Genomic DNA, 23,427 nt, shown 5'->3' on the forward strand with positions numbered 1-23,427 from the left:
ACTGCGAATCAGAATTGAATATAGTAAAAATTGGCTACGTAGGGTCTTCCAAATATTAGGATGATTTGGGTAAGTAAAAGCAGAGAAACCCTTCGTCTTGCAGTGGTTCTTTTCATTAAGTACGACGCGATGTCTTCTTTCTCGCCCATCTGATAATTGAAATAATCCATAATCAGAAATAAACTGAGGGTAAGCAGGAAAGCAGGACTTATCAGCGACATGGTACCGGAAGAAAACCCGAACATGCTTCCGTACAAACGCAACCCGGCACTTAGCTCCGCAGCGCGGAACCAGCCCATGATCAACGTGCCGGTTAATAGCCTGACAATGATGCGCCAGACATTGTGCGACGAAGAGCCGAGCTGAAATCCAAGCTTTGAATAAAACTTCTGCCAGAAATGTTTCGTCCGCATCTCGAAGTTAATGTAAGCCCATTGCAGCGCACCCCATATCACAAATGACCAGCTCGGCCCGTGCCACAAACCGGTGATAATAAAGGTTAACAGGCGGTTTAATTCCAGTCTTGCCGGGTTAGTAACGCCTTTGCTGATATTAAAAAAGACATAATCGCGAAACCAGGATGTCACAGAGATGTTCCAGAGATTCCAGGATTCGGTGCGGGAAGGGGTGAAGTAATAGCGATTGGCGAAATTCTTGCTTAGCCGAATCCCGAGCATCCTGGCAGAGCCCATTGCTATGTCGCAATAGCCGGAAAAATCGCAGTATAGCTGCACTGAAAACAACAGAATGGCGAGCATTACTGAGAAGCCGGTGAAATTTTCAGGCTTCGCGAAAACGGGATCAGTCAGTTCAGCTAGTCTCGCAGCCAGTACGATTTTCTTGAATAAACCCCAGACAATAAAGTAAATACCTGCTTTGATATTGTCGGGCTGGTAGCTGACCGGATTTCGGAGTTGCGGCAGCAATTGCCGCGCACGTTCCAGGGGGCCAGCCAGTATCGTCGGAAAAAAGCCCAGATACAATGCGAGGTAACCCCAGTGTTGCTCCGGTTTAATGTATCTCCTCTGAATATCAGTCAAATAACCGATGATCAGAAAAGTGTAGTAGGAGATGCCAATAGGCGCAAGCCAGTTGAGGGCAACCGCAGAATAAGAATTACTAACCGGAATCAGGTATTTGAAAAATAGCAACGGCGATAAGCAAACGATCACGGAAAAGGTTAAAACCGTTTTTCGTCGCTGTTTGGAATGCGTCTGGTTTGCCAGGTATTTTCCCGAAAAGTAGCAAATCGTAACAAGTACAATCCAGACAAGTACATACCAGCCACTCCAGCTGATATTGAAAAGGATACTCAATGCAAGCAGCAGGATCCATTTGCGGGTGTTGGGCGTCCAGTAATATGCAGGGACGATCAGCAGCAGGAATAGGAAGTATGAGAAGTCTGTAAACTTGATCATTATGCCACTATCTTAACAATACCGGCAAACTTTTGTACCCCCGGAAAAATACTTTGGAATCCCATTCACAGGGTTTCTCAGGGTGTAGCCGGATATTCGGAAAGGCCGACATAAATGCAGGAAGGAATTTTTGCATCTCAAATCGGGAGAGTCTGGCGCCGACGCAATGGTGTATGCCAAAGCCAAAGCCGATATGAGGATTGGGTTTGCGGGTAGGTATAAATGTATCCGGATCCTGAAAAACAGCAGGGTCACGATTGGCAGAGGCAATTCCGACGAGCACCGTTTTTCCCTTTTTCAATGCAAGACCTTCAAACTCCATGGATTGGTGAATTTGCCTGGGAATCCAGTTGACAGGGCTTACATAACGGATCAGTTCTTCTACTGCTATTGCACATTCGGTGTGTGAATTCCAGTTAATTGGCCTGTCTTTGTTGTCGATTAATGTGGCAATGCTTCTGGTCAGCAGGAGGGTGGTGGTTTCAGTGGCTGCATTCACCAGAAATTCCCAGGTACCAATCAGTTCATGGATGCGGGAAGTACCCATTATCTCATTCATTTCCACCAGAAGGCTGCGGGTTAGGTCTTTTTCCTGGCGGCTGAGTGTTTGGGAGAGATAGCTGCTGAACTGTCTCGACATACTGGCACATTCCAGTAAATCTTTCACAGAAAGCGTTTTTTCAAATATCAGTGTGATGACATAGGAGAATTTCTGAATAAAATCGTAATCAGAACTTTCAAGATTGATGATCTTGCTGATAATCAGAAAGCTGAATTTTCGTGCAACTTCAACCAGATCAGCTTCTTCCCTGTCCCGGTACGTGGTCAGTACATCGTGAATAGCGTCGTGTGTTATTTTCTCATAATCGGCCTCGTAAAACTTCTTATTTACGAAACGGCGGTGTTCAGCATGCCGGTCGCCGTTCATAAACAAAAGCCAGTAACGAAGGCTTTCGCCGAATTCCAGCAGGGCGGGATCATTGTTCGCAATAGCCGACACGATCTTGAATCGCTCGGTAAAGTCGAAATTTCTGAAATTTTCAGAATCTGAGAATACCCGCTTGACATTCTTGTAATCCATGACGACCAGGTCTCCGAACATATTGAAATGAACCGGATTGGATTGTCGCATATTTCCGATCAGCTCAGAATAGTTTTGGCTAATCTCATTTTGTGACGACCAGATAGTCGTTGCAGACATAGATTCCTGATTATGAACGATTGAGTAAGTAGATAAGAGGCAGCAATATATGCTAAACTTCTTGATTCTCTAATATCCAGTGGGTTGTAGCTTCGATCGTGCCCATTTCCCAGAATATGGATGGACTGAGCTCCATTCCGAGCCACTCTTCCAGGTCGGCTGTGATGTTGACCAAAATAAGGGAATCCAGCCGGAAATTGACGATGTCCGCGTCTACCTGTACCTGCGAAGGATCCATTTCTGCGTGGCGCGCTATGCTTTCAACGATCCAACCAGAGATTTCTGTAAATGTTTTATTCATTATAGTAATTCATTGTTTTAGTCAAAACTACCAAATAATTCCCTTGCATGCAGCCTCTGAATTTTCCCACTGGAAGTCTTGGGGAGCTTACCGGGAGGAATCAGCAGGATTTTGTGAGGAATCAATCCAAATGCAAGCCCGACACTGTGCGCGACCTTGTTCCTGATCTGATCCGAATCTTCATCTGTCTGTGCTATACGTCTTACTTCTGCTACAATCACGAGCGATTCGCCAATTTCGGTATTGACTGAGAAGGCGGCAGTTGCATTGGGTTGAACATCCACGTGGCTTTCGGCGACCACCTCTTCAATATCCTGCGGATAGTAATTCACGCCGCGGATGATAATCAGCTCTTTGGTGCGGCCGGTAATAAAGAGTTTCCCGTTTTCCATAAAGCCCAGATCCCCCGTTCTCAGATAAGGTCCGTCGCCATCACTGGTATATGCCCGAAAAGTAGCTTGCGTAGCTTCCGGGTTTTTCCAGTATCCCAATGCCACACCAGCGTTTTTGACCCATATCTCACCTGTTTCGGTCGGTGGTAATGCCTGCTTTGTCTCTGGCGAAACGATCGCAACTTCGGTAAACTCCACCGGCGGCCCGCAGGCGACTACCTCCTTGGAATGGTCAGCTGTTTTGTGGTAGACCATCGGCGTTCCATTCAAATGTAAGCTCACGGCCAGTGTAGCTTCGGCCAATCCATAGGCGGGTACCAGGCTGTTGCGCCGGAACCCGGTGACTTTCATGGTTTCAGCAAACCTTTCGAGGCTGGATATGCGTATCGGTTCCGCACCTACATATAGCACGCGCAAAGAACTCAGATCCAGTGTTGCAAGCTGTTCGCCGGATATTCTGGCAACACAATGATCAAGTCCGAAACCGGGACCGCCACAAAATCCTGCGCGGTAGTTGCTGATAGCCTGAAGGAACAAAAACGGTTTGGTAATGAATAAAAGAGGAGAAATGACAATCCCTGTTCCGCCCGTATACAAAGGAGATAAAAGCCCGTCTACCAAACCCATATCATGGTAATGCGGCAGCCAGGTCACCGAAACATCATCGGCAGTTCTTCCAAAACAGTTGTTGATCGCACTCAGGTTAGCCACCAGATTGGCGTGACTGATCATCACTCCTTTAGGAAGGCTAGTCGAGCCGGAGGTATATTGCAGGTAAGCCGTTTGGTGAGGATCAATTTTCTGAACCGCATTGCTGACAGGCGCGGTATCAAATGCCATTTCATCGGTAAACAGCCACTCAACAGAACAATCCTGTAACGATTTTACGGCATCATTTTGCCTTTGGAAAAGCATTTTAAAGGTTTTTCTGTTGGTGATGATCGCTGCCGCTTCACAATTGCGGATAATATTCAGGATCCGGTGAATACCCGATTCGGAGTAACCAATCGGACAAGGTACCGCAACGAGTTTTGCTTTCAGAGACGAAAGAAAGAAGCGGATAAAGGCGGCCTCCGCAGGCAACAAGATCAGCACGCGCGAGCCTGTCGGATACCGATCGGAGAGCCCGGCCGAAATGACATTTACTTGCTGACTTAGCTCAGCGTAAAATATCTGCTCGGTCAATTCGCCGTCTTTGCCTATAAAGCCGTAAGCCAGTTTGCCCGGATACAACTCAGCATCTGATTCCAGTATATCGAGTATATGCATAGATAAAAGAACAGGCCGGAAAGCGAAGAGTTATCTCCGGCTTCCGGCCTGTTTAATTAAGGCTTAAAATGGTTACGTCATCTTGGTCCCCTGGTCCTGTTTCCATGACCATATCGGTTGCCCCGGTTATACTGACGTCTGTATACTTTATCATTTTGTCGGCTTGGTCTGTAGTGATCCGCATGTATTACCCGGCGGTGCGGCTTCACGACCACTACACGTGGCGGTGGAGCTGGTGCGCGGTAATAATACCGATGCCCGTGCCTGTAACCATAATCATAGCCTGGATTGTAGGAGGACCGGTAGGTACAGGATGAAATGCTTATTGCTGTAATAATCGTTACGATCACCGACAACATGACTCTGTTTGTTCTCATGGCTTCGTTCGTTTTGTACTTTCTATAAAACGATCCCATTCCGTGAATAGTGCCATCAGGCAGCTGGCAAACGTATTGTCAAATAAGTTATCCACAGTGTAGATAACTCGTAAATGCAGGTTAACGCGCTGTATTTGCGGTTAATGTGGATTTATTAACAGGTTATCCACATGCTGGTTGTGGATAACTTGTTAACAAATGTTTGCATTCGGTTATGCCTCTACGTCGTAGATCAGCACGCGCTCCCAAAGGTGCGAGTTCTCTTCTACGAATTTTTTGTGAAGTGGGTGAACCTGGTACACGTCGTGTGCAGCCTCGTCGGCGAAGACCAGGATTTCGGCAAAGTCGTAAGTGGCGTCAATGACCGGGCGACGGGTTGCGGCTGGGGTGCCGATGTAAACGGATTCAATGGATTCGATTGCTTCCAGGGACTTGATACCTGCCAGAAGTTGTTCCCGCGCGGCCGCGTTGTCTTTTTCTTTGAGCCAGAAAAATACGTTATGTACAAACATGCTTAATGGTTTATGGATTTGAAATGTTAAGAATTCAACTGGGCTGTTATTTCTTCCTCCCCAGCCTCGGCGTGTGTGGTACCAAAGGCTTTTTCAAGTTTGAATGAGAAAGTCGTTCCTTTCTCGGGCTTTGACATCACTGCAATTTTGGTATTATGCGCATTCAGGATGTGCTTTACGATCGCCAGTCCCAAACCGGTGCCGCCGATTTCCTTACTCCGGCTTTTGTCTACCCGATAGAAACGCTCAAATATACGGTTCAAATGTTCATGTGGGATACCCGGGCCGGTATCTCTCACAGCCACCTCCATGTATTTTTTGCCTTCACTAAACTGTACAACTACTTTTCCCCCTTCATTTCCGTATTTGATCGCATTCTCGATCAGATTGAGCATTACCTGCTCCATCCGGTCGGCGTCGGCCATTACCCAGACTTCCGGCAGCTCGTCGGGTTTCACTTTCAGCACTACATTCTTGGCTTTGGCGATATTTTCAAGCCGGCCAAAAATGTTGATTGTCATTTGACGCATGTCCGTAGGCAGCAGGTTCATCTTAATATCGCCGGTTTCCATCTGGGATAAAACCAGCAGGTCTTTAACCAGTACATCAAGACTATCAAGGTTATTCGCGGCCTTTCTGAGGAACCTTTCACGTACATTCTCGTCCTCCATGGCGCCATCAAGCAATGTGTGAATAAAGCCCTGAGCTGCGAAAATAGGTGTTTTGAATTCGTGCGAAACGTCGGCCAGGAACTCTCTTCTGAACAATTCCAGCTTTTTAAGCTCGTCGATCTCTTTCTGTTTTTTGGTTACATAAACAAAAATTTCATCGTTGATCGTTTTCAGGGGATTTGATTCCTGGATCAGCTTTTTGCGCGGCGCCATATTGAAATCGCGCATTTTCAGCTTGTGTATCGTACGGTACATTTTGTTCACCTCCCGGAAAACCAGGATGTCGACGGCATACAATACGAGGAAGAAGGATGAGATGAAGGAGGCAATCGCCACAACGAACAACATACCCTTTGAAACACCGTCTACAAATGCAAGAAATGTAGTGGTAATGAGCGAGATAAGGAACGCGAGGATAAATGCGATAAAACGCGGACTTAATGACATACTGAGCTGCTTTGTTGCCTTAAAGTTAACATTTCTGTCTTTAAGAAGATGCAGCAGCGGGGTTTGTTAATGTAGGGGTAATGTTGATGGAAAGGGGGTTATTGGTGGTCATTTAATAGTCATTAATTGTCATTGTTGTTGTTAGTGTCGGAAGTGTGCTAGTTTGCCTAAACATCTACTACAACATAAATAACCTCAATGACCTCAATGACAATAAATGACCACAATGACAACAAATGACTTCCTAAAACCCGCCTCTAAACTTATAAGTACTGGAAACCTTGTCGATCGCCACGATGTATGCAGCGATGCGGAGTGATACTTTGTGTTTTTGAGAAATTTCGTAGACTTTATCGAATGAATCTTTCATGATCCGGTCGGTACGGCGATTGATTCGTTCGAGCGTCCATTTGTAGCCGATCCTGTTTTGAACCCATTCAAAATAAGAAACAGTCACGCCGCCCGCATTAGCCAGAATATCCGGCACAACCATAATTCCTTTTTCATTGATAATATCGTCGGCTTTGGAAGAAGTAGGCCCATTTGCGCCTTCGACGATCATTTTTGCCTGAATGCCGGATACGTTTTTGCGGGTAATTACGTCTTCTTTGGCGGCTGGTACCAGCACGTCGACAGGTAATGTGAGCAGATCGTCGCCTGGGATAAGTTCTGCGCCTGCAAAGCCTTCGAGCGAACCTTTATTGCCGTCGCGGTAAGCTACTGCGGCAGCAATATCAATTCCTTTGTCGTTGTAATAAGCACCGGAAATATCACTGATCGCGTGAATAGCCACGCCACGGTCGCGGAGCAGCATAGCCGCGTGTGAGCCTACATTACCGAAACCCTGCACAGCCGCAGTAGCGCGGTAAGGATTAATGCGCAGCTTCTCCATTCCGGCAAGTGCCGAAACCATTACGCCGCGGCCCGTTGCCTCCGTTCGGCCCAGTGACCCGCCGAGGACGAGCGGTTTTCCTGTTACCACTGCGGGTACTGTCATTCCTTTCGATTTAGAGTATTCATCCATTAACCACGCCATTTCACGCGGGCCAGTTCCCATATCCGGTGCAGGAATATCCTGGTCGGGGCCGAAAACATCGAGCAATGCAGTGGTGTAAGCGCGCATCAAACGTTCGATCTCACCGGCAGACATTTCTCTTGGATTACAAGCAACGCCACCTTTTGCGCCTCCGTAAGGAATATCCACTACTGCGCATTTCCACGTCATCCACGCGGCAAGCGCGCGCACTTCGTCGAGATTTACATCCGGATCAAAACGGATACCGCCTTTGCTCGGGCCCAGGATGGTAGAGTGGATCACGCGGTAACCTTCAAAAGTCCGGATCTCGCCTGAGTCCATTGTGACTGGCAAACCGACAATTACCTGCTTGCGTGGTACTTTCAATATATGGTACATTTCTTCGGATATTCCTAGAATGTCCACTGCTTTATCAAAACGCTGCATCATTGACTCCAAAGGATTTTCTTTGTCCTTAATGGGAGCTGGTTCTATATATGACATTTTATAACTAATTGAAATAAAGTATGTTAATGAATAATGTGTATTTAACAACACAAACATACAGGATTTGTTCACATAAAAACAAAAAACTAAAAATTCTTGAAATAGTATAATAAGTGTTAGAAAATAGATTGTTTTATGGTAGTCATAATGTCAGAATAAATTGCTGGTATAGCGCAATTACTCCAAATTTGATGAATGCATTTTACTCAAAACTAAAATGCGAAAAAAGAGTTGACGGGGGCTGTTTGGCTCAGTATCTCCGGGGGTTATATACCCGTAATTTGGTGATTAATCAGCCTGAGCTTCTCCTTTTCTGTCGGACAGAACACGGCAAGTTTGTAGACCTTGCCCTTGCGCATCGCTCTATGGATGTCTTCTTCCAGGTAAAATCCAGGCTTGAAATAATTCCGCTGCCGCAGCATATTAAACCTCCCGTTTTTCAATGGATTTGCAGCAAAAAGAACGATATCTTCTTCATTGTACATAACCAAATACACTCCCTGCGACATATTGGGCGTGGTAGGAAATGCATTAGTGCCAACAGAAATACTGCTTATAAATCGGTTGGAAGAATGTTTGTTCTCAATAACCCGCACATCAAGCAAAGCAGGTGCTTTGCTGAGTGCTTCCCTACTAAGCTCGTGGAAAACAGGCTGGAAATGAAAAACCGGCTTAGGGTTGTTGCGGATACTATCGCAAATCAGCTTGCTTGCACCTTCAAAGTATGAGCCGTTGTATATGATCCATTGGCCACGGTTTGTATAATTAAAGAGGCCAGCTAAGCTGTGCGACTTATAGTTAACAAACTTTTCATAGTAAACAAAGTAATTAAATACGAGCAGAATTGCACTGGTAGTCGCAAAAATAATCCCGATAGTCCTTTGCTTTTTAAAAGAGATAAGGCACCACAGGTAAACCAGCAGAAAGGCAGTCATTGAGTAGATCTTGTACCTGCTGGAAACCACCGTCATTTGTGGTGCCGAGGTTCTGGAATAGGCAATTACCACAGAAGTAATGCCGATAAAAATAACAAATCCTATCCACGTAGCTTTGACAGCGAACATTCCGCGCTCATCGTGCGACCGAGTGGTAGCAATTTTAAACAGGCTCCAAGCTATAAAAACAGATATTGCGACACCACACAAAATGGCGGGAATATTCTGTAAGGCAACTGGGCCATTGACATTCTCATAGTAGTTGAATATTCCTCCTACAAACGCGGAAAAATTGTAGAAAATGTATGCGGGATATCGGAAATGAACTGCCCAGTCAAATGCGCTCGTTGCACTGTGGGTTTTGAAACCACCAAAATATATTAGTGCAGCGGCCAGACCAACGAGCATCCACAGGCAGGCTGTCAGAGTTTTTTTCAGATACAGTAAAACGGCGCATCCAGCAAGAAAAGTAAACATCCCATTGCCAAAAGAATAGGTAGCTAATATTGCAGCAAACACTGCCGATACGAAAGCGATGCGCGAAGGAACGGTAAGTAAGTAAATAGATAACATGCCGGTAAAACATACCGGCATGTAAACCGTAGCTGCTCCTGCCCAGAGATTTCCTTCATACATAACCGGGCTGAAAAGTGTTAATACCACTGGTAACAGATAGGAAATCGATAAGCCAATTCTTTGCAGGAGTCTGTAAATAAGAAATGTGATGCCAAGCAGCGACGCATTGCCTATTATCATAATCGTTTTGAAATTCAGGGTGCCATGCAGCCAGTAGGAAGCCAGCGCAGTGAGTCGGGAGTAGATGATGCGATGCTCGACCCATTGTTCAAACAGCAACTGAAAACATTGTGTCCAGCTTTTGGCATCCCTGAAAGATTGGGTAAACAACAGCAGACAATAAAGGTCGTCACCCCTTGGGATGTTAACAGCATGCAGTATGATCAGGAAAAAGTAGGAGAAGATAATGCAGGTACATATCAGACGTGGCAATATTCGGGAACAATTCATTGATAGCAGACCTGATACAAGAGTTATAATAGATCGCATTGAAGTCAGGCAGATCTGTTAACAATGTATGAAGTACTGTATACGGCTTCTTTGCCGATGTGCTGTCGGCGGATATGACTTATTGACTGGTAAATAATGAGAACAACTTGCGGCTTAGTAAGAAGTTACTTATGAATTCAGCCCGAGCTCTTTCAATAAACCCTCCCGATAGCTCGTCCCGATCGGTAGCTCGGTTTGGTTGAGGAAAATGCGGTTGCCTTCAATGTGGCTGATCTTTGATTTGTTGACGATAAAGGAGCGGTGAATGCGGATAAAAGTGCTTTTTGGCAGCATTTCTTCGAAGTTCGAGAATGTCATTGCCGGGAGCAGCGTGCTGGTTGTAAGTACTATTTTGATGTAGTTACCACTGGCTTCCGCGTAAAGCAGTTCATTAAACAGTACTTTGAAAATTTTGCCGTCGGTTTTTATAAAAATAAAATCATCAGGCTTTTGCGCAGAAGTTTCGATAGCCGGCGGGCTACTTGGCTGCAATCGTTCGACCGCTTTGTCGACTGCCACAACAAAGCGTTCCAACGAGAACGGTTTCAATAAGTAATCACAAGCTGAAAGTTCGAATGCATCGAGCGCATATTCGCGGTAAGCAGTTGTGAAAATGACTTGCGGCGGATTTTTGAGTGTTTTCAAAAAGGTAACTCCGTCCATTACCGGCATATTGATATCCAGGAAAAGAATATCGACTTTTTGCTCGAATAAGATTGGCTTGATTTCCAATGCGTTGCCAACTGAACCTGCCACATTCAGATAGGGAAAATGCGCGCAGTAAGTTTTGAGGATATCCCGCGCGATGGGCTCGTCGTCGACTATGAGGCAATTGATTTTCTGCATTTTAATGCGCATTAAGTCTCAAAATGACCTGGTAAGAATCCGCCTCCTCTTTGATCGTCAGCTCGTGTGCATTTGGATAAAGCAGTTCGAGGCGTTTTTTTACATTCGGCAGTCCAAAACCACTGTTTTTTTCAAAGATCTTCACTTCCTCTTTCGCCGGTCCGCGCGAGTTTTTGACAGAAAACAAGATCAGTCCATTCCAGGTTTTGATGGATATATCGATGTAAATCTTCTCGTCGGTTGTGTTCTTTGAGTGTTTAAATGCATTTTCCACAAATACGATCAGCAGCATCGGCGCGATCTGAATTTGTGTATCGACTACTTTTTCAATATCCGTAGTCAGTTGCAGCCGCTCGCCAATCCTGATTTTTTCGAAATCAATGTAGTTCTCAATATAAGCCAGCTCATCTTTGAGCGGGACGAACATTTCGCTGGCGTCGTAAACGGAATAGCGCAGCAAATCAGCCAGTTTGAGCAACAGAGGCGGAATTTTTTCGTGCTGCGTAATGGATAGTCCGTACAGGTTATTCAATGTGTTAAACAAAAAATGCGGACTTAATTGCGATTGGAGCAAATGCAACTCGCTTTTACTATGCGCTGCCTGGCTCCGTGCTTCCTGTAATTCATCGAGACCAATTGCACGTACGAGCTTGACGAACATGCCGAGTGTGATGCTGATGATCATGAAAAGCACCCACACCAGCAGCAGACCGAATGCTGATAAGCGTTCCTGTGAAAAGCCAAGTTGCGCCAGCACTGTAATAAAGCTGACTACAAAAATGCAAAGAACAAACAACAGCAACTTTTGTGGCTTTTTGATCCGCACAATGGCCAGTTCAGCGAAGTAGCGGCCGGTGAATACACCTCCTAGAAAAAACGCAGTTAAAGCTGCTGCCAGCGCTTCATCACCACTTACGCCGAGGATATTCAGGAAAAAATGCATCGCTACCCAGATCGGCCCGGCGGCGCAGGCAGAAAGGAAAATGTATTTATCCCGCGTTGAAAAACCGGTCTTTGTCCAGATATCCGTTTTCGTTTCCATTTCAACTTGTCATTTTATGAGATCACAAATGTGCATTTCGCGATCTGACATCTCAAATCTCTCTGCCGGACGCACCGCAATTCCTGACAGAATGCAGAAATATCCCTTTCAATCATTTCGACCCGCTGTTTGCAGCGTCTGTCAGCCATTTGGAAAGTTACGACACTATTATTTTCTGTCGCCTGCGCTGCTGTGAATATTTGCTTCATCAGAACATTTTCAAATTGATGAAGCCATGAAAACGATAAGCAGTTTTTTAACCATTTTTCTTTTTGTCGGCAGACTATATGCCCAAACAGCGCCGCATGCAATCTCGGGTACGGTGAAAGATGCCGGAAATGAGGTTTTGCCCGGAGTGACCGTACGCGTTTTGAAAATGCCTGATTCTGTTTTTGTAAAAGGCGGGATTACCGATGCGGGCGGCAAGTTCCAGATCAATGCACTGGAAAGCGGGACATTTTTGCTGGATTTATCCTCGATTGGCCAAAAACGATTCATAAGCGTGCCGATGACACTCGACAGTGCGCATTCCTCTATCGTGCTGCCGGTAATTGTATTGCTTCCAGCTAAGAACATCGAGTTGAAAGAAGTAACCGTAAAAGCTAAAAAGCCGCTTATTGAGCAGGAAATTGACCGTACGGTTGTGAATGTGGAATCGATGATCAGCAGTGCGACGAGCAATACAATGGAGGTTTTGGAAAAAACACCTGGCATTTCTGTAAATGGGAATGGGGAAATCAGTTTGAATGGAAAAAGTGGCGTGCTGGTTTTAATTGATGGGAAAAGTACTTACATGTCGGGTGCAGATCTGGCTGCTTACCTGAAATCGCTGCCGGGCGGTTTGCTGGACAAGATAGAATTGATAGACAATCCTTCGGCGAAATACGATGCGGGCGGGAACGCAGTGATCGATATTCGCTTAAAGAAAAACAGGATAGGCGGTTTGACAGGCAGCTTCTCTGCGGGATTGAGCCAGGGTAAGTATGCAAGAACAAACAATGCATTGAACCTGAATTACAACTATAAAAAGTGGAATGCCTTTGCCAATCTGGGATATGGTTTTGAGAAAAATTACAGTGAAGATGTATTTGACAGAAGATTTTATACTGAATCAGGCGGGCTGGCTTCGCGGGTGGACCTGACGAATGAGCAGGTTTATAGAAACAATGGTGTCAATGCTAATGTAGGTATCGACTTTGCAGCGACGCCGAAAACCACGCTGGGCTTGATCCTGAATTTGAACAGAACCAAAAGAAACGGGAACTTCGATTACGACAGCAGGAATTACGATGCATCTAATCAACTGGCAGTAACCGGCTCCGGCGGAACAAGCGGCGGCGACACGCGGAACAATACAGGATTGAATTTTAATTTGTTGCACAAGTTTAATACAGCAGGGCGCGAGCTGGCCGTAGATGCTAATTACCTGCATTACGTAAATAATGGAAACCAGTTTTTACGGAACGTCGCATTCGAGCCTTCGGGTGAAATGATCAGGCGGGAGGATTTTATTTACCGCATTCCGGCCGATTTCAACATATATACAGCCAAAGCGGATTATGTGCATCCGTTTGCGAAAAAGAGAAAAATCGAGGCGGGTTTTAAGTCGAGTTTGATCAATACTGATAATGTATTTAACTACTACAATCTTGAAAATGGTCGTGAGAGCATCAACAACACACAATCCAATCATTTCAAGTACAAAGAAAACATCAATGCAGCTTATCTGAATGCACAAAAGAACTGGGGCAAAATGGGAGTGCAACTTGGGCTGCGGGTTGAAAACACAAATATCGAGGGCGTTCAACTGGGTAATGAGGCAATTGCCGGCACCACTTTCAGGAAACAATACACAGGCTTGTTCCCAAGCGCTTTTGTAAGCTTCAAACCTGACAAAAAAGGCGATAATACCTTCGGTCTAATGCTGGTGCGGCGGATCAGCCGGCCAAATTACCAGCTGCTGAACCCATTCCTTTTTCAGCGCGATCAGTATACTTATAGCTCAGGGAATCCCGATCTGAACCCGCAGTACCAGACCCGTGCGGAGCTGAAATACCAGCGTAAGCAATGGTTGAATATGGGCCTGAGCTATAACAAGTTCAGCAGTACCATTTTCCCGACCACCCAAACGATCGATACGATCTTTATAAACCGGCCGGACAACATTGGCGGAGGTTTTATGGCGCTGCTCAACACCACAGTTTCTGCATCGATTACTAAATGGTGGTATACTAACACGACTTTGCGGCTTTCGAGAGTAGGGCTGAAAGGGAAGGTACTTACCGAAGAGCTTGATTTTAAAAGCAATATCGCCCGTTTTGAACTCAATAATTACTTCACGTTAAGCAAAACAATGACTGCCGAGCTGGGCGGCTACTACGCCAGCCGGGATTTTACAGGCCAAACTGTCACCAGCGGAATGTACCGCGCCAATGCTTCTGTTCAGAAGAAGATCTGGAATGGAAAAGCGAGTATCCGGCTTTCAGTAGAAGACATATTTCATTCCTGGGTTTACCACAACAGATCTATCAGCTTAATCCGGTCGGAATACTTCCAGACGAACAGAACAGATACCCGGCGGGTCGGAGCTGCATTCACCTATCGCTTCGGCAAGGAGACCTTTGCAAGAAAGCGGAGGCACAACAATAATGCGTCAGACGAGGAGAAGGAACGGTTGTAGAAAATTACCTTGATCATTGGCGCCAGCCGAAAAATAAACGGATTGGAGAAAAGAGGTTTTTGGGAGTTGATTAGTCCTGGTCTCAATCGAGATCTAATGTTAGTCAGTGATTAATCAACAACTAAAAAACAGTAAGATGAAAAAGCTATTCAAAGTATTCGTTTGCAGTTTGTTCGTCATTATTTCAACCTTATCGTGCAATAACGAGCGAGATGCGCTGCCTGCACGTGACAAAGCCCAGATTGGAAAGGCAAGTAGCGAGTTGAAGCTGCTAAGAGTCGATGCCAACAATCTTTCTCAAGAAACGGCAGCAGAAGCAGCAGCTGATCTTCTGCTATTCATCAATGCCAACTTGGTGTCTCCCGTCAAAAAGCGTAATCTTTCTAGTATAGAGATCTTAAAGCTTCAAAAAACAAAGTCGGAGCAAGATCTTCGGGAATTTGTAAATCAAAGCGGGAGGAGACCCTGATCGTGTTTTCGAAGCTATTAGAGAATTTCAGAAGATAGCTCAGTATCTTGAAACAGAGAAGGTAAATACCAATAGCTTCGCGCATATGCTTGTTAAACAAATCTCGATAAAATCTCTCAATAAGCGGTTTGCAAACATGAAATTCCCAAATTGTCCGGGTATGTGTAGCCAACAGTTCAATATTGATATGGCATCTTGCGAAAACGAGCTTGTTTTGGAAATTGGAGGAAGTTTAGCAGCTGGAATAATTTCGGGAGGAATGGCCGGCGCGGCAGGTCTGATTGTCTCCGTTTCACTTTATTTTAATTGTGAAAATACCGCTTTTGATACGCTTGGTACTTGCTCTGCCGGATGCTGAATACATATCTGAACCATTATGTAGCTTATGAGCAATATAAAAACATTCAAAAGACCAGTATCCGGAATTATCATCTTGCTGGTAATTACCCGGGTAGCACTTTCATTCTTCCTTTATAGGGAACTCATGTTTAGATCACCTTTGCCTTTGATTTTGGATGCATCAATTCTGCTCTTCCTGGTACTATTAGGTCTTATAAAATACCAAGCTGGTGAAAGGCTGAGTTCAAATCCGATGAAAATTCTGGGCTTTGTGTTAGTTGGACTACTGATTTATATATTTCTCACAAGACAGACGCATCAGAAGCAAGTTGAGGCGCTCAACGAAATAATCAAAACTTCAAATTCTGAATAGCTGTCTAACAGCCGGAAATGTTATAGGTCAGAAAAAGAAAAACGAGGAAGCGCCAGCGCTTCCTCGTTTTTTAACAGCAAATAAGATCCGGCTTAAACCATCTCCAATTTAGAAGCATAACGCTTGCGGTCGTTTTCTTCCAGGTATATTTTACGCATTCTGATACTTTGAGGCGTAACTTCAAGATACTCGTCTTTCTGAATATATTCCATTGCTTCTTCCAGAGAGAAATTGATTTTCGGTGCGATTCTCAAACCATCATCTGTACCAGAAGCACGCATGTTGGTCAGTTTTTTCGCTTCCTGCAAGTTTACTACGATATCGTTCGGGCGGTTGTGCTCGCCGATAACCTGTCCACCGTAGATTTCGTCGCCCGGCTCTACAAAGAAACGGCCGCGATCTTGCAATTTATCAATGGTGTAACCAGTTGCTGGTCCTGTGTTTTTAGAAATAATAGAACCGCTGATACGTCCAGGGATTGGTCCGCGGAATGTACCGAATTCTTTGAAACGGTGCGTCATCACAGCTTCACCTTGTGTTGCAGTCAATACGTTTGAGCGAAGACCGATCAAACCTCTTGAAGGAATCAGGAATTCAAGGTGTTGCAAATCACCTTTTGGCTCCATAATCAAAAGCTCGCCTTTACGCTGCGTTGCCAATTCGATTACCTTACCAGCTGTTGTTTCAGGAACGTCTACAACCAATGTTTCGATTGGTTCAAGGCGCTCGCCGTTTTCGTCTTCTTTGAAAAGAACCTGAGGCTGGCCCAGTTGCAATTCGTAACCTTCGCGACGCATTGTTTCGATCAATACCGACAAGTGAAGGATACCACGACCAAATACAAGGAATTTATCTTCTGTATCTGTTGGCTCAACGCGCAATGCGAGGTTCTTCTCAGTTTCTTTCAGCAAACGGTCACGCAAGTGGCGTGATGTCACAAACTTACCTTCTTTACCAAAGAATGGAGAGTTGTTGATCGTGAAGAGCATGTTCATAGTTGGCTCATCCACAGCGATACGTGCAATTGGCTCCGGATTTTCAAGATCAGCGAGGGTATCACCAATTTCGAAATCTTCAATCCCGGTTACTGCGCAAATATCTCCCGCTGTAACTTCTGACACTTTCACTCTTCCCAGACCTTCAAAAGTCTGCAATTCTTTCACTTTCACTTTCTTGATCACACCGTCAGCTTTGCAAAGTGACAATGTAGATCCTTCTTTGATTGTTCCGCGTTTTACACGTCCGATCGCGATACGACCTACGAATGCATTGTAGTCAAGCGAAGTGATCTGCATTTGCAAAGTACCTTCGTCGATCTTCGGCTCAGGAATCGATTCGATGATCGTATCCAGCAGGTAAGTAATGTTATCAGTTGGTTTCTGCCAATCCGGGCCCATCCAGCCTTGTTTCGACGAACCGTAAACAGTTACAAAGTCAAGCTGATCTTCTGTTGCACCAAGGTTGAACATCAGGTCAAATACATTTTCCTGAACTTCTTCCGGGCGGCAGTTTTCTTTATCTACTTTATTCACAACTACGATCGGCTTCAATCCCAGATCGATCGCTTTTCCTAATACGAAGCGCGTTTGCGGCATTGGGCCTTCGAATGCATCGACCAGCAACAATACGCCATCCGCCATTTTAAGTACGCGTTCCACTTCACCACCAAAGTCTGCGTGACCTGGTGTATCAATTACATTGATTTTAACATCTTTGTAACGCACCGATACGTTCTTAGAAACAATTGTAATTCCACGTTCGCGTTCCAGGTCATTGTTGTCAAGAATCAGGTCGTCGAACTCCTGATTGTCCCTGAAGAGCTTTGAAGCGTGGATGATTTTGTCAACCAATGTGGTTTTACCGTGGTCAACGTGCGCAATAATTGCGATGTTACGAATGGCTTGCATTGTTTTATAGATCAATTGTTTACGAAACCTGAATTGGATAGTTGGATGTTTTAACAGGCCCCGCTATGCTTGTTTTGACTGAAGTAGTGTCAAAATAAGGTGCAAATGTACTACATTTTCTGCTGAATAACAGTATTTTACAATTAAATAATTGTTACCGGCTGAAAATGGGGCTTTATACTCGAAGAAGTGCAATATCTAATAGAAATTATCAGAATGTGACTATTTCTGCTTCTGACATTTTATAAAGATTATCGGGGTCAAAATCAACACCATTATCCCAGGTTAATGTTCCGTAAGAATCTAGATTTACTGATTTAAAATAGTCAGGATCAGCCAGCCGGCTTACTAGTCCATCGTTGATCAGTTTATATCTTTCTATAACCTTTTCAAGATGGACAGCACGCACTTCACCGGTATTAAACAGGCACTTCACTGTATAATCTTCAACTGAAATGATCTTTTTGATATAGTAAAGCATCTTATTTAAGCGGATCTATTTTATTCCACGATTTATGATCTTCTCCCAGGCGGGTAAAATTGTCTAACAATTCTGCTTCGTGAATAATTGCCCAGGCCTGTACTAATTTTAATTGTTTTGACGGAAGATATCCTTCAAGCAGCTCTGCATTCTTTATTCCGATGACAGCTTTAAAATCTTGAAATTCGGCATGGAAATGCGGAGGGTTGTGGTCGTCAAAAAACATGCGAATAACAATTCCCAGAAAGCGGCTTATTTCGGGCATAAAACAGTGTGTATAAGTGAAGTTCAAATTTACAACTATAATCCATTCGCAAATCACCTGCATTTTGCATTCGGCACGGGGTTTAGTTACTTTGTAACAATTGACATAACAATGAACATTACTATGAACAAAAACTTGCTGGCCGGGATACTTCTTTCCGCTGCAACGATTGCAAATGCGCAGGATGATGCTGTCAAATACGCAAACAGCATTACCCCGGAAGATCTTAAAAAACACCTTGTAATTATCGCTTCTGACAGTTTGGAAGGTCGCGATACCGGTTCGCCGGGGCAGAAAAAAGCGGCTGAATATGTTTCAAAATACTATAAGCAATTCGGTTTGCAGCCTGCTGCAACTGCTGCCGACGGTTCAAAAAGCTATCTTCAGAAGTACACGCTCTATAAAAGAAGCTACGGCGATGTGTATGTAAAAGCAGGCGGTAAGAAGTTTGAGTTCAATAAGGACTTTTACCTCAATGGACTGCTGACCGTGCCGGAAGAGATCTCGGCCAATGTTGTACTTGCGGGATTTGGTATCGAGGACCAGGCTTATTCTGATTATAAGAACCTGGATGTTAAAGACAAGTCGGTGATCATCTTCGAAGGCGAGCCTAAAAGTGCGGACGGAAAATACCTCCTCAGCGGTACTACTGAAAAGAGTAAATGGGGCGCGACTGTCGGCTGGCAGAACAAAGTGAAGCTGGCCCATGAAAAGGGAGCGAAATATGTATTTATCATTACTGACAAAACTGGGGACGATCTTGATAAGGAGATCCGCCAGCGTGCAGCAATGGCGCGCAGGTTCAGTGCTCCCACATTGAAACCGGTTCAGGAGAATCCGAATAACATTGCGGCATTTGGTGTGTCGCAGGATTTAGGCGCAAAAATCCTCAATACTTCAGTTGCGAAACTCGCCAAAAGCCGGGAGTCAATTGAGAAATCGGGCAAAGCGCTGACCAAAAATCCGACAGGCTCGGTGTCGATGAAAGTGGAGCGGATCAGCGAGACGATTGACACCGAAAACGTTGCTGCATTTATGGAAGGTAGCGACAAGAAGGATGAAGTGCTGGTGATCAGCGCGCACCTTGACCATATCGGTATCTCGCCGAATGGAGAGATCAACAATGGAGCAGATGACGACGGATCGGGGACTGTGTCACTGCTTGAAATCGCAGAGGCTTTCAGTAAAGCCAAAGCCGAAGGAAAAGGACCAAGAAGAAGTATCCTGTTCCTGAATGTGACCGGCGAAGAAAAAGGGCTTTTTGGATCTGAATATTATTCCGAAAATCCGCTTTATCCATTGAAAAACACGATCGCCGATCTGAATATCGATATGATCGGGCGGGTTGACGAAGCGCACAGAAATGATCACAAGTATGTATATCTGATCGGCTCAGACAAGCTGTCTTCGAAGCTGCACGAGATCAGTGAAGAAGCAAATAAGAAGTACGTCAACTTCAAGCTTGATTACACATTCAACGATCCGAAAGATCCGAACCGGTTTTACTACCGCTCCGACCATTACAATTTTGCCAAAGTTGGCGTGCCGGTCATTTTCTATTTTACCGGCGTGCACGAAGATTATCACAAACCAGGTGACGATGTGGAAAAAATCCTGTTCGACAAACAATCATCGATCGTGAAGCTGGTTTTCCATACAGCCTGGGAGCTAGTTAACCGGGACGAGCGGATTTTGGTGGATAGCAATAAGGAGTAGTTTTTTTGATGGAGAAAAGGGAGGAGGGAGGAAAGGGAGGAAGGAGAATGAAACTTGTCAGTCTGAGCGCAGTCGAAGACAGACTGACAGGAATAAACACTTATTATATGAAGGTTTTGGTTTGGGTTTTTGCTTTTTTGATTTCTGCAGGTGCAGGCTTTGCCCAGGCACCTACTGAAAATGCATTGCTTTGGGAGATCACCAAACCAGGGCAACCCAAGCCTTCCTATCTCTTTGGTACCATTCATTTGATTTGCCCGGCTGATTTTGCGCTGAGTGATTCGGTTAAATCTGCACTATCAAAAACAGAGCAGGTGGCGCTGGAAATGGATATGGACGATCCGGGCATGATGATGAATATGATGAAGTCGATGAATATGCGGGACGGAAACGAGTTGAAAAAACTCGTTTCCGAATCGGAATACAACAAGCTCGATCAGTTTTACAAAGATTCTGTGGGAGTTGGGATTGGAATGTTTGCGAAGGCTAAACCCTTTGTACTAATGGGGCCGCTGTTTAATGCAGTGCTGAATTGTCAGCCGCAATCGTACGAAATGTCCCTCGTGGAACTTGCCAAAAAACAGCAATCAGAAGTGATAGGGATAGAATCGATGGACGAGCAAATGGCCGTTTTTGATTCAATACCTTACAAAGACCAGGTGAAAATGATCCTGGCGATGATCGATAATCTGCCAAAAGCGCGGAATGAGTTCAAAGAGCTTGTTGCGCTCTACAAAACGCAGAACATCAACGAGCTTTACAAACTGACGTTAAAAAGTGAGTTTGGCCTCGACGGAAACGAGGAAATTATGCTGTTTGACAGAAATAAAAAATGGATCTCGCGCATTGAGAAGATCGTTTCAGAAAAGCCGACGTTCATTGCAGTGGGAGCGGCCCACCTGGGCGGCGAACGTGGTGTAATCGCATTGCTCCGGAAACAGGGATACAAAATCCGGCCTGTTCTTTAAGCTCAGATCAAAAAGAAGAGATCCAGGTGGTAAGCAGCTCGGGCGTAAAGAACAGCAACAGCACGGCGGCCAATAGCAAACCAGCCACAATCTTACCCGCAAACCCATCATTTCCGCTGTAAGGTTTGTTTCCCGCATTCTTGAAAAACAACAGATAGGGAAGCTTCATATAATAAGCGAGTGCAACCGCCGCATTCAAAATACCGCCGATCAGTAACCATAGCATCCAGGGGAATTCCTGCTGATGGTAACTTTCCCAAAGTGCCGAAAACACCAGCAGCTTTGAAGTAAAACCACCGGTAGGCGGCAGTCCGGCCAGCGCGACCATTACAATCGTTAAAGCCGCCGAAATCCACACCGATTTTTTACCTAATCCCTCATAATCCGTAAATGCGGTCTCGGATCTGGGCTGGAGTAAATCAACCAGGAAGAATGCAGCCATATTGATAATCAGATAAGCTGCTGTGTAAAATACAGCCGATTCAAAGCCAAATCTGCTGTATGCTGCAATACCCACGAGTAGGTAACCGGCTTGTGAAATGGAAGAATAAGCGAGTAACCTACGTATATTGCTTTGCCAGAGTGCAGCCACATTCCCGACAGTAATGCTGATCAGCGCGATACCTCCCAAAATCGGAAAGTATTGTGCAGGCAGAATTCCCGCTAGTCGCATTAACACCAATATCACTGCAGCTTTTGGCGCTACGGAGAGGAATGAAACGAGTGGGGTAGGTGCGGCTTCGTAAACATCGGGTGTCCAGACGTGAAAAGGAACAAGCGATAACTTGAACAGGAGCCCGGCGATTGTCAGTACAATGGTTACCGTTACCACAAAATCCGGATTGTTGGTCAGCCCGATCGTCATCATTTCACTGGTGATGTCCATTGTTCCCGTAATTCCGTAAACCAGGGAAATCCCGTAAAGCATGACCGCTGAGCTGGCTGATCCAAAAAGCAGGTATTTGATCCCGCCTTCGGCTGCTTTCCGGTAAGGCGACAGCGCTACCAGCACGTAAGAGCTGATTGAGATCAGTTCGAGCGACAGGTAAATGGAGAGGAAATGTGTTGACATACTCAACAGGTTCATTCCTGCAACCGCCGCAATCAGCAATGCATTGAACTCGGGAGGGAAATCATATTTGAGTATCCGGACATGCAGCAATGTAAACAGCCACGCAAATGCGATCAGTAGTTTGAAAAAAACGGCCTGGCGATCCAGAAACAGCAGCGGATGGAAGCGGAACGAAGGTTCGGCATTCCATTGCAGAAGCAGAAGCAAAATGACAATCACACTTCCAGCGAGCGCAATGCTACTCAGGTAAGCGGCAGATTTTTTGGCATCAACCCGCTTCAAAAACAGCAGCTCAGCCAGCAGAATGAAACAAAAAAGAAAAGCCAGGAAAATTTCCGGAACGATGCCTGCTAAACTTTGGCGTATATGTATGAGCTGCTCGCTTATATTCAATGGAACGGGTACAATTTTTTTGGCAAAAGTACTTAAAGATGGCAGGGAAACCAGCCTGAGCGGCTACCCGACTTCGAACTTATCAAATTAACCAACTTAAATCATGAAATATCTTAGAAGATTTTTTCTCCTGACACCGATACTTCTGGCCCAGCTTGCAACTGCCCAGGACTCCACCGGCCTGGCAGGTACTCCCTATAATGAAGCTTCGGCAAGCAGCGACGGCTCGCATTATCTTTTCAAAGAATGGTACACCGGAAGTGTCCGCACCAGTGACGACCGCGTGCATGACGGGATCAAAATCCGGTACGATGTGAATAAAGACGAGCTGGAGTACAAAGCGGATTCTGGTATGTACCGGGTTTCGGGAGGGATCAAAGAATTCAATCTTCCAACTGGTACTGACTTATATACATTCAGAAGTGGCTACCCTGCTGTTGCCGATCAATCCGAGAAAAGCTTTTACCGCCTGATGTACGATGGAAATACAAAGCTTTTGAAAAAATACGTGAAGCCGATCAAGGTGGAAAAGGCGAGCGCAACCATGCAAATGGACCCCTCGGCAAAGCTTTACATTTTGAAGGACGGGAAAATGAACCTGGTAGATCTGAAAAATCGCAACAGCTTCCTGAAACTGCTTACGGATGAGAAGAATAAAATGCAATATGTGATCCGGGAACAGCAGCTGGACTTTGCCGGCGACGACGACCTCATGAAGTTACTGGAAGAATACGATTCCTATAAAGCAGGGCGCGGCGGAAACTGA

21 protein-coding genes are annotated in these 23,427 nt (G+C 45.2%); 6 read left to right on the forward strand and 15 right to left on the reverse strand.

The annotated features are described in order from the left end of the window. Nucleotides 1-8: 8 nt before the first annotated feature. From AC1XTG_RS15095 to AC1XTG_RS15145, 11 genes are all read right to left on the reverse strand, one after another. Nucleotides 9-1,418 carry an MBOAT family O-acyltransferase gene (locus AC1XTG_RS15095; protein WP_484842515.1) on the reverse strand — a complete coding sequence of 470 codons (1,410 nt, stop codon included), beginning with the start codon at nucleotides 1,416-1,418 and terminating at the stop codon, nucleotides 9-11. Nucleotides 1,419-1,425: 7 nt separating this feature from the next. Further along, on the reverse strand, nucleotides 1,426-2,619 hold the full coding sequence (locus AC1XTG_RS15100; RefSeq protein ID WP_484842516.1) for a cytochrome P450: 1,194 nt from the start codon (nucleotides 2,617-2,619) through the stop codon (nucleotides 1,426-1,428). A 52-nt stretch (nucleotides 2,620-2,671) separates the two neighbouring features. Then, the gene (locus AC1XTG_RS15105; protein ID WP_484842517.1) at nucleotides 2,672-2,920 is read right to left on the reverse strand and encodes an acyl carrier protein; all 249 of its coding nucleotides are present in this window, start codon (nucleotides 2,918-2,920) and stop codon (nucleotides 2,672-2,674) included. Nucleotides 2,921-2,937: 17 nt separating this feature from the next. Beyond that, a complete protein-coding gene (locus AC1XTG_RS15110; protein ID WP_484842518.1) occupies nucleotides 2,938-4,581 on the reverse strand; it encodes a fatty acyl-AMP ligase in 1,644 nt (547 codons plus the stop codon). Between the two features lie 77 nt (nucleotides 4,582-4,658). Next, nucleotides 4,659-4,958, reverse strand: a complete 300-nt coding sequence (locus AC1XTG_RS15115) for a hypothetical protein (RefSeq protein ID WP_484842519.1) — start codon at nucleotides 4,956-4,958, stop codon at nucleotides 4,659-4,661. Between the two features lie 212 nt (nucleotides 4,959-5,170). Further along, entirely contained in the window at nucleotides 5,171-5,470 is a 300-nt protein-coding gene (locus AC1XTG_RS15120) for a Dabb family protein (protein WP_056292172.1), read from the reverse strand. Between the two features lie 26 nt (nucleotides 5,471-5,496). Then, entirely contained in the window at nucleotides 5,497-6,588 is a 1,092-nt protein-coding gene (locus AC1XTG_RS15125) for a sensor histidine kinase (protein ID WP_484842520.1), read from the reverse strand. 244 nt (nucleotides 6,589-6,832) lie between these two features. Continuing rightward, entirely contained in the window at nucleotides 6,833-8,107 is a 1,275-nt protein-coding gene (locus AC1XTG_RS15130) for a Glu/Leu/Phe/Val family dehydrogenase (RefSeq protein WP_056292163.1), read from the reverse strand. 269 nt (nucleotides 8,108-8,376) lie between these two features. Beyond that, nucleotides 8,377-10,053 carry a hypothetical protein gene (locus tag AC1XTG_RS15135; RefSeq protein ID WP_484842521.1) on the reverse strand — a complete coding sequence of 559 codons (1,677 nt, stop codon included), beginning with the start codon at nucleotides 10,051-10,053 and terminating at the stop codon, nucleotides 8,377-8,379. 186 nt (nucleotides 10,054-10,239) lie between these two features. After that, entirely contained in the window at nucleotides 10,240-10,956 is a 717-nt protein-coding gene (locus tag AC1XTG_RS15140; RefSeq protein WP_484842522.1) for a LytR/AlgR family response regulator transcription factor, read from the reverse strand. A 1-nt stretch (nucleotide 10,957) separates the two neighbouring features. Then, a complete protein-coding gene (locus tag AC1XTG_RS15145; RefSeq protein ID WP_484842523.1) occupies nucleotides 10,958-11,998 on the reverse strand; it encodes a sensor histidine kinase in 1,041 nt (346 codons plus the stop codon). A 235-nt stretch (nucleotides 11,999-12,233) separates the two neighbouring features. On the opposite strand from AC1XTG_RS15145, the gene AC1XTG_RS15150 reads away from it, so the two are divergent. The 3 genes from AC1XTG_RS15150 to AC1XTG_RS15160 all read left to right on the forward strand — a co-directional run bounded on the left by AC1XTG_RS15150 (nucleotide 12,234) and on the right by AC1XTG_RS15160 (nucleotide 15,505). Continuing rightward, nucleotides 12,234-14,678 (forward strand): TonB-dependent receptor, encoded by a 2,445-nt coding sequence (locus AC1XTG_RS15150; RefSeq protein ID WP_484842524.1) that lies wholly within the window; start codon nucleotides 12,234-12,236, stop codon nucleotides 14,676-14,678. A gap of 136 nt (nucleotides 14,679-14,814) precedes the next feature. Then, on the forward strand, nucleotides 14,815-15,147 hold the full coding sequence (locus tag AC1XTG_RS15155; protein WP_484842525.1) for a hypothetical protein: 333 nt from the start codon (nucleotides 14,815-14,817) through the stop codon (nucleotides 15,145-15,147). A gap of 85 nt (nucleotides 15,148-15,232) precedes the next feature. Then, complete coding sequence (locus AC1XTG_RS15160) at nucleotides 15,233-15,505, forward strand: hypothetical protein (protein WP_484842526.1); 273 nt, start codon at nucleotides 15,233-15,235, stop codon at nucleotides 15,503-15,505. 446 nt (nucleotides 15,506-15,951) lie between these two features. On the opposite strand, the gene typA is transcribed toward AC1XTG_RS15160, so the two are convergent. From typA to AC1XTG_RS15175, 3 genes are all read right to left on the reverse strand, one after another. Then, the gene (gene typA / locus AC1XTG_RS15165; protein WP_056292139.1) at nucleotides 15,952-17,766 is read right to left on the reverse strand and encodes a translational GTPase TypA; all 1,815 of its coding nucleotides are present in this window, start codon (nucleotides 17,764-17,766) and stop codon (nucleotides 15,952-15,954) included. Nucleotides 17,767-17,977: 211 nt separating this feature from the next. Beyond that, entirely contained in the window at nucleotides 17,978-18,247 is a 270-nt protein-coding gene (locus tag AC1XTG_RS15170; protein WP_484842527.1) for a DUF2442 domain-containing protein, read from the reverse strand. A gap of 1 nt (nucleotide 18,248) precedes the next feature. Continuing rightward, nucleotides 18,249-18,512, reverse strand: coding sequence for a DUF4160 domain-containing protein (locus tag AC1XTG_RS15175; protein ID WP_484842528.1), 264 nt, complete (start codon nucleotides 18,510-18,512; stop codon nucleotides 18,249-18,251). 123 nt (nucleotides 18,513-18,635) lie between these two features. On the opposite strand from AC1XTG_RS15175, the gene AC1XTG_RS15180 reads away from it, so the two are divergent. Then, a complete protein-coding gene (locus AC1XTG_RS15180; protein WP_484842529.1) occupies nucleotides 18,636-20,228 on the forward strand; it encodes a M28 family peptidase in 1,593 nt (530 codons plus the stop codon). A gap of 8 nt (nucleotides 20,229-20,236) precedes the next feature. Then, nucleotides 20,237-21,196, forward strand: coding sequence for a TraB/GumN family protein (locus tag AC1XTG_RS15185; RefSeq protein WP_229238858.1), 960 nt, complete (start codon nucleotides 20,237-20,239; stop codon nucleotides 21,194-21,196). Nucleotides 21,197-21,203: 7 nt separating this feature from the next. Here the strand turns inward: AC1XTG_RS15185 and AC1XTG_RS15190 are convergent, their stop codons facing one another. After that, entirely contained in the window at nucleotides 21,204-22,661 is a 1,458-nt protein-coding gene (locus AC1XTG_RS15190; RefSeq protein ID WP_484842530.1) for an NADH-quinone oxidoreductase subunit N, read from the reverse strand. Nucleotides 22,662-22,764: 103 nt separating this feature from the next. On the opposite strand from AC1XTG_RS15190, the gene AC1XTG_RS15195 reads away from it, so the two are divergent. Continuing rightward, nucleotides 22,765-23,427: a hypothetical protein gene (locus tag AC1XTG_RS15195; protein ID WP_056292129.1), complete on the forward strand. Its 663-nt coding sequence runs from the start codon at nucleotides 22,765-22,767 to the stop codon at nucleotides 23,425-23,427.

The sequence above is a fragment of the Dyadobacter sp. HNCC25DJ183 genome, from assembly GCF_056895175.1.

Excerpts from the sequence above, each read along its gene's own strand:
- AC1XTG_RS15095 (WP_484842515.1), bottom strand. The coding sequence starts at position 1,418 with ATGATCAAGTTTACAGACTTCTCATACTTCCTATTCCTGCTGCTGATC.
- AC1XTG_RS15100 (WP_484842516.1), bottom strand. The coding sequence starts at position 2,619 with ATGTCTGCAACGACTATCTGGTCGTCACAAAATGAGATTAGCCAAAAC.
- AC1XTG_RS15105 (WP_484842517.1), bottom strand. The coding sequence starts at position 2,920 with ATGAATAAAACATTTACAGAAATCTCTGGTTGGATCGTTGAAAGCATA.
- AC1XTG_RS15110 (WP_484842518.1), bottom strand. The coding sequence starts at position 4,581 with ATGCATATACTCGATATACTGGAATCAGATGCTGAGTTGTATCCGGGC.
- AC1XTG_RS15115 (WP_484842519.1), bottom strand. The coding sequence starts at position 4,958 with ATGAGAACAAACAGAGTCATGTTGTCGGTGATCGTAACGATTATTACA.
- AC1XTG_RS15120 (WP_056292172.1), bottom strand. The coding sequence starts at position 5,470 with ATGTTTGTACATAACGTATTTTTCTGGCTCAAAGAAAAAGACAACGCG.
- AC1XTG_RS15125 (WP_484842520.1), bottom strand. The coding sequence starts at position 6,588 with ATGTCATTAAGTCCGCGTTTTATCGCATTTATCCTCGCGTTCCTTATC.
- AC1XTG_RS15130 (WP_056292163.1), bottom strand. The coding sequence starts at position 8,107 with ATGTCATATATAGAACCAGCTCCCATTAAGGACAAAGAAAATCCTTTG.
- AC1XTG_RS15140 (WP_484842522.1), bottom strand. The coding sequence starts at position 10,956 with ATGCAGAAAATCAATTGCCTCATAGTCGACGACGAGCCCATCGCGCGG.
- AC1XTG_RS15145 (WP_484842523.1), bottom strand. The coding sequence starts at position 11,998 with ATGGAAACGAAAACGGATATCTGGACAAAGACCGGTTTTTCAACGCGG.
- AC1XTG_RS15150 (WP_484842524.1), top strand. The coding sequence starts at position 12,234 with ATGAAAACGATAAGCAGTTTTTTAACCATTTTTCTTTTTGTCGGCAGA.
- AC1XTG_RS15155 (WP_484842525.1), top strand. The coding sequence starts at position 14,815 with ATGAAAAAGCTATTCAAAGTATTCGTTTGCAGTTTGTTCGTCATTATT.
- AC1XTG_RS15160 (WP_484842526.1), top strand. The coding sequence starts at position 15,233 with ATGCTTGTTAAACAAATCTCGATAAAATCTCTCAATAAGCGGTTTGCA.
- typA (WP_056292139.1), bottom strand. The coding sequence starts at position 17,766 with ATGCAAGCCATTCGTAACATCGCAATTATTGCGCACGTTGACCACGGT.
- AC1XTG_RS15170 (WP_484842527.1), bottom strand. The coding sequence starts at position 18,247 with ATGCTTTACTATATCAAAAAGATCATTTCAGTTGAAGATTATACAGTG.
- AC1XTG_RS15175 (WP_484842528.1), bottom strand. The coding sequence starts at position 18,512 with ATGCCCGAAATAAGCCGCTTTCTGGGAATTGTTATTCGCATGTTTTTT.
- AC1XTG_RS15180 (WP_484842529.1), top strand. The coding sequence starts at position 18,636 with ATGAACAAAAACTTGCTGGCCGGGATACTTCTTTCCGCTGCAACGATT.
- AC1XTG_RS15185 (WP_229238858.1), top strand. The coding sequence starts at position 20,237 with ATGGAGAAAAGGGAGGAGGGAGGAAAGGGAGGAAGGAGAATGAAACTT.
- AC1XTG_RS15195 (WP_056292129.1), top strand. The coding sequence starts at position 22,765 with ATGAAATATCTTAGAAGATTTTTTCTCCTGACACCGATACTTCTGGCC.